Annotated in this window: 3 protein-coding genes; 1 reads left to right on the forward strand and 2 read right to left on the reverse strand. The window is 42.3% G+C overall.

Annotated elements, in window-relative coordinates; genetic code table 11:
• Window positions 1-222 (forward strand): DNA-binding transcriptional regulator (locus JF818_RS02095; RefSeq protein ID WP_198890338.1); only part of this gene is annotated, 222 nt, incomplete at its 5' end.
• A gap of 194 nt (window positions 223-416) precedes the next feature.
• Here the strand turns inward: JF818_RS02095 and JF818_RS02100 are convergent.
• Both JF818_RS02100 and JF818_RS02105 read right to left on the reverse strand, forming a co-directional pair.
• Window positions 417-713, reverse strand: coding sequence for a type II toxin-antitoxin system RelE/ParE family toxin (locus JF818_RS02100; RefSeq protein ID WP_198890339.1), 297 nt, complete (start codon window positions 711-713; stop codon window positions 417-419).
• Window positions 703-999, reverse strand: coding sequence for a type II toxin-antitoxin system RelB/DinJ family antitoxin (locus tag JF818_RS02105; RefSeq protein ID WP_117329046.1), 297 nt, complete (start codon window positions 997-999; stop codon window positions 703-705). Before JF818_RS02105 ends, JF818_RS02100 begins: the two co-directional genes overlap by 11 nt.
• Window positions 1,000-1,483: the final 484 nt, after the last annotated feature.

Below are 1,483 nucleotides of genomic sequence, written 5' to 3' on the forward strand. Positions count from 1 at the left end.
GCAATAAGACCGGTAGAGTCTTTTTCCAGTGAGGACATCAAGCAAATCCGTAATCGAGTCGGCTTGAGTCAGGTCCTTTTTGCATCTTCCCTTGGTGTATCCAAGAAAACAGTCGAGGCTTGGGAGCGAGGGAGAAATACTCCAGAAGGCCCCTCCCGCCGTCTACTTCAGTTGATCAGAGACAATCCTGAAGTGATTAAACAATACATGATCAAAGCTTAAGAGGTGCATCAGAACCACTTTCAATCTACAAACTTGATATCCGACTGGCCCTCTCAATGGCCGAAGCAAGCAGGGGTAGAGCGTCTTTGATCTGCGCACGGTTTGGAAGACACTTCTTGATCAAGTCTCACAAGATCCATCTCTCAAACTGTGTGGAAAATGTGAAAATCCTTCCTGGTAACGATAGTGGTCTGTTATGGTCTCATTGATTGTCTACAATCAATGATGGCATCAATAAACACGCTATTTTCAAAAACCGAGAAAACCGCCTTGTACCTTTTAGCGAAAACAACCCGTCTGTATTTACCGCTGGGTAATCCAAGATCCTCTTCCAGTTGGAATTGGAAGGGATTATCCTTCAACGCAACAAGAACAGAACAGAACTCATTTCTCAATACTTTGGCAGCAGGGATACTCACTTGGGCAAGGAATCTTACGTGACTGACAAGCATTTCATCGGCTTTTCTGGAGACAATAACTTCATACCCCATATTTGGCTTCTGCCTCTGCCACAATCAAGTCAAAATCCTTAAGGATTTCATCTCCACTTCTGCCGACATACCCGTTTATACGTTCATCTTCTGCAACAAGCAAATCTGCATACAATGAATTTTCGGAGGCCAGAGACAAACTCAATGGCACTGACTTTTCCCTCACAATCTGATGAAGAAGCATGTTGAAGGTTCCATTCAGTGTCATTCCAAGTTGATTGAGGATTTCCTCGGCCTGAGCCTTGAGTTCCGTATCCGTTCTCAAACTGATTGTTGTACTAGCCATAGAGTTTCTCCCTATTGAAATTCTATCATTCCCAAGTGATGTAGGCAATACAATGCACATACATTGCATAGGGTAATCAGCCAATTATTACCGAAGATCAAGAAAATCCCATAATCATCTACAACTGATTGCTGGTTTGGCTTTGTTTGGATGGGAATTTCCCCCAGGTATATGTAGTATCGTACTACAAATTTTGCAGGATAAGCTTCTACAATTAATATTTAGATAAGAAAGTGCTTGTTTTAGGGTGCTTTGGGCAAGTTTTTAAGTATCTGAAATCAATGTTCACAACTTAAGCCCAACTCTCCCAAAATCTTAACAATTTGACTTGTGATTATGATGAAATTGGGTCTTTCGCTTGTTTTCTGCCCTTGGTACTGTCCGCCCTGGTTTTATGGGGCAGACGAATTTCTCCGCCCTCTGAATAATCTTATTCATCCGCAATGTCAGGGTCTTCGGAGTTTTTGCTGTAAGCGCATAAATG

The organism is Sphaerochaeta sp. S2 (assembly GCF_016406725.1).
Lineage (GTDB): Bacteria > Spirochaetota > Spirochaetia > Sphaerochaetales > Sphaerochaetaceae > Sphaerochaeta.

Excerpts from the sequence above, each read along its gene's own strand:
- JF818_RS02105 (WP_117329046.1), bottom strand. The coding sequence starts at position 999 with ATGGCTAGTACAACAATCAGTTTGAGAACGGATACGGAACTCAAGGCT.
- JF818_RS02100 (WP_198890339.1), bottom strand. The coding sequence starts at position 713 with ATGGGGTATGAAGTTATTGTCTCCAGAAAAGCCGATGAAATGCTTGTC.